Origin of the sequence: Streptomyces niveiscabiei, assembly GCF_001419795.1 — a bacterium.
GTDB classification, from domain to species: domain Bacteria; phylum Actinomycetota; class Actinomycetes; order Streptomycetales; family Streptomycetaceae; genus Streptomyces; species Streptomyces niveiscabiei.
Map to the genome: position 1 here is coordinate 1 of NZ_LIRL01000700.1, position 3882 is coordinate 3882.

Consider the following 3882-nt stretch of genomic DNA (forward strand, 5'->3'; position numbering starts at 1 on the left):
AGGACGAGGACCTCGGCGCCGACGGAAAGGGCCTGCTCGGCGGCGCCGACGAAGGCCGCCTCCGTGCGCGCGGGGTCGGTGAGTTCGAGGACGCCGAGGCCCGTGGAGACGACGGCCGCGCAGTTGCGGCCCACCCCCGCCAGCTCAAGGCTGTCCTCGATCTGCCCACACGTGCGCTCCAGCGTCGTGACGACCCCGTATCGACGTCCCAGCAGGCAGGCCAGATGCGCCGCCGCCTCCGTGATGTCGACGACGGGTACGTCGACGAGTTCCCGGACGCCCTCACGGCCGTGCTCCCCGAACCCGGCCATGACGACGGCGTCGTACGCGGGCCCGTCGTACGTGCGCAGGGTGTCGATGACCGCCGCCGCGGAGAGGTAGCTGTCGAGCCAGCCCTCCGCCGACGCGGGCCCCCACACGGGGGTGAGACCCGTGACGAGGGTGCCCGGCGCTGCTGCGGCGCGGGCACCCCGTACGATCTCGGCGGTCATCTCCTGCGTGGTGTTGCAGTTGGTGACGACGATCCGCACGTCCGTCAGACCTCCTGCTGCGCGCGCTCGCGACGGCAGATCACGAGGTAGAGGCCGGCGGCGAGGGCCGTGCCGATGAACCAGGAGTACGGCGCGACGTCGCTGAACGCCTTGACGAGCGCGAGGACCGCGGCGACGGCGGCGGAGGGCAGGAACGCCCACAGGGCCTTGGGGTTGACGCCGTGGCGGTAGTAGTACCGGGAGCCGGGGGTCGCGTCGAAGAGTTCGTCGACGTTCACGCGCCCGCGCTTGACCCAGTAGTAGTCGACCATGATCACGCCGAACAGCGGTCCGAGGAACGCGCCGAGGCCGCCGAGGAAGTAGTTGACGACGGTCGGGTTGGAGAAGAGGTTCCACGGCGTGACGAGCAGCGCGGCGACGGTGCTGATCATGCCGCCGACCTTGAACGTGATCTTCTGCGGCCAGACGTTGGCGAGGTCGTACGCCGGGGAGACGAAGTTGGCGACGATGTTGACGCCCATGGTGGCGATGGCGAAGGTGAGCGCGCCGACGACCAGGACCCAGGTGTTGCCGACCTTGGCGACGAGTTCGGCGGGGTCGGTGATGGCCTGGCCGTAGACCTCCAGGGAGCCGGCGGTGACGATCACGGAGACGACCACGAAGGCGGTCGAGTTGATCGGCAGGCCCCAGAAGTTCCCGCGGCGCACGGTCTTGAAGTCGGGCGCGAAGCGGGAGAAGTCGCAGAAGTTCAGCATCAGCGTGCCGTAGGTCGCGAGGATCAGGCCGATCGCGCCGAACCACTGCCGCCACTGCTCGCCGACGGAGACGGGGTGCGGGGTGGTGGTGAGGGAGATCGACCAGCCGGCCTTGGCGAGGATCCACACGGCGAGCGCGATCATGACGAGCCAGATCGCGGGTCCGCAGAAGTCCTGGAACTTGCGGACGGCCTCCATGCCCTGCCGGATGATCAGCGCCTGGATCAGCCAGAGCGCGATGAACGACACCCAGCCGAGCGCGTCGAGGCCGAGGAAGGAGTGCTTGGTCCAGGACTCGAGCCCGGGCCAGGCCGCGAGCAGCATGACGTTGACGGCGACGGAGGCCAGGTACGTCTGGATGCCGTACCACATGATCGCGATGACGGCCCTGATCAGCGCGGGGATGTTGGCGCCCCAGACGCCGAAGCTGATCCGGCTGACGACGGGGAACGGCACGCCGTGGCGCTGGCCGATCTTCCCCATCCAGTTCATGCCGACGTAGATCAGCACGAAGCCGACGAGGAGGGCGGTGAAGACCTGCCAGACGTTCATGCCGAGGACCAACAGGCCCGCGGCGAACGTGTAGTTGCCGAGGTTGTGGACGTCGGACATCCACATCGCGAAGAGGTCGAAGACCTTCCAGTTGCGCTTCTTCGCGGGCGCGAGGTCTTCGTTGACGAGCCGGGGGTCGGGGGTGAACGCGGGCGCTTCGACACTGTCGGCGACGGACAAAGGGGCTCCAGAGGGGAGAACTCGGGGACGCCTGGCGGCTTTTGGTATACCAAAGTGCGGACATGGTCGCGCTGCCGAGCACCCGTGTCGATGTCTCCACAGTTACAGCTAGGTAAAAGACCTCTCCGCGTCGGAGAAAATGGCCGCATGGGCTCCACGACGAAGACCGCGACGAAGGCCCCGCCGCGGGACACCGCGAACGGCGAACCCCTCGGCGCGGTCCGCGAACGCGTCCTCGCGACGCTGCGGCAGGACATCATCGCCGGGCGCCTCGCCCCCGGGGACCGACTGGTGGAGCGGGAGCTCGCCGAGCGGTTCGGCGTCTCCCGCGTCCCCGTCCGCGAGGCCGTACGCGCGCTGGTCGCCGAGGGCTTCGTCCACTTCGCGTCCGCGCGCCGGGCCGCCGTACGCGGTCTCACCCCCGACGACGTACGGGAACTCTTCGAGCTGCGCGAGGCGTTGGAGGTGTACGCGGCGGGGCTCGCGGCGGCGCGGGCCACGCCGGAGACGCTCGGGGAACTGCGGGGGCTCCTCGAAGAGGCGGCCGAGGCGACGGCGGCGGCCGACGCGGAGGCCGTCACCGACATCAACACGCGGTTCCACGACCGCGTCCTCGCGATGGCCGGCAACAGCCTCCTCAGCTCCGTCATGGAGCCGGTCGACGGCCGCCTGCGCTGGCTGACCCGGCAGAACGAGGACTGGGCCCAGCTCCTGACGGAGCACCAGGACCTGTACGACGCGATCGCGTCCGGCGATCCCGAGCGGGCCCGCAGCCATGCGCTGACGCACGTCCAGACGAACTACCGGTCCACGGTACGGCGGTTGTTCGGGGGCGACGGGGTGTAGCGGGGCGGGGACGGGATACGAGGCCGGCTCGCGTCGGGGGTAGACGGCACGGCGTTCCCCGACGCCCCCTCCGCGAACCGGCGTTCAGCGGTCCGCGTACCTGTCCGTCGCCGCCACCAGCGCCTCCACCATCGCGTCGGGGCCGATCGAGTGGCCCACCTCGTCGACGACCGTCAACTCGCTGCCCGGCCAGGCGTGATGCAGCCGCCAGACGACGCCCGTGAGGTTGCCGAGGTCGACGCTGCCCTGGACGAGGCTCCCGGGAATCCCGGCGAGGAGGTGCGCGTCGCGCAGCACCGCGTCCGTCTCCATGAAGTGGTCGTTGCCGAAGTAGTGGGTGACCGTGCGGGCGAAGCCCATGCGGAACACCGGGTCCTCGTACCGCTGCACCGAGCGCGGGGGCTCCGAGACCATCGCCGTCTCCCAGTCGGTCCAGGCGCGGGCCGCGCGCTCGCGGACATCCGGGTCGGGGGACTCCAGGAGCCGGTTGTAGGCGGCGGCGAGGTTGCCCTCCCGGTCGTCCTCCGGCAGGCCCGCGAGGAACTCGGCGAACGCGTCCGGGAAGACCCGGCCGAGGCTCCGGGTGAGGAGGGCCACCTCCGCGTCGGAGCCGGTCGCCACGCCGGTCAGCACGAGTTCGGACACGACGCCGGGGTACGTCTGCGCGTACCGCAGCCCCAGCACCGACCCCCACGACACGCCCCACACCAGCCAGCGCTCGATCCCCAGCTCCCGGCGCAGCAGCTCCAGATCGGCCATCAGGTGGTCGGTCGTGTTGACGCTCATGTCCGTGCCGTACTCGGCCGCGTGCGGGGTGGAGCGGCCACAGCCGCGCTGGTCCAGCAGGACGATGCGGTAGCGCGCCGGGTCGAACAGGCGCCGGAAGTACGGCCCGCAGCCGCTTCCCGGGCCGCCGTGCAGCACCAGCGCCGGCTTCCCCCGCGGGTTCCCGCACGTCTCCCAGTACACGTGGTTGCCGTCGCCCACGTCGAGCATGCCGTGGTCGTACGGTTCGGTCTCCGGATACAGTCCCATCCCCGCACGCTATGTCGCCCGCC

At 70.5% G+C, this 3882-nt stretch carries 4 protein-coding genes; 1 reads left to right on the forward strand and 3 read right to left on the reverse strand.

What is annotated here, in order from left to right:
• Nucleotides 1-530, reverse strand: a 530-nt coding sequence (locus AOK24_RS30910) for an aspartate/glutamate racemase family protein (protein ID WP_055723342.1), incomplete at its 3' end; no start/stop codon positions are given.
• A gap of 5 nt (nucleotides 531-535) precedes the next feature.
• Entirely contained in the window at nucleotides 536-1978 is a 1443-nt protein-coding gene (locus AOK24_RS30915; protein WP_055723339.1) for an NCS1 family nucleobase:cation symporter-1, read from the reverse strand.
• A gap of 147 nt (nucleotides 1979-2125) precedes the next feature.
• Here AOK24_RS30915 and AOK24_RS30920 point away from each other — a divergent pair, with 147 nt between their 5' ends.
• Nucleotides 2126-2824, forward strand: coding sequence for a GntR family transcriptional regulator (locus AOK24_RS30920; protein WP_055723340.1), 699 nt, complete (start codon nucleotides 2126-2128; stop codon nucleotides 2822-2824).
• 84 nt (nucleotides 2825-2908) lie between these two features.
• On the opposite strand, the gene pip is transcribed toward AOK24_RS30920, so the two are convergent.
• On the reverse strand, nucleotides 2909-3859 hold the full coding sequence (gene pip, locus AOK24_RS30925) for a prolyl aminopeptidase (protein ID WP_055723341.1): 951 nt from the start codon (nucleotides 3857-3859) through the stop codon (nucleotides 2909-2911).
• Nucleotides 3860-3882: the final 23 nt, after the last annotated feature.

What these genes read in the sequence shown, in the direction of transcription:
- AOK24_RS30920 (WP_055723340.1), top strand. Translation starts at nt 2,126, where the DNA reads ATGGGCTCCACGACGAAGACCGCGACGAAGGCCCCGCCGCGGGACACC.
- pip (WP_055723341.1), bottom strand. Translation starts at nt 3,859, where the DNA reads ATGGGACTGTATCCGGAGACCGAACCGTACGACCACGGCATGCTCGAC.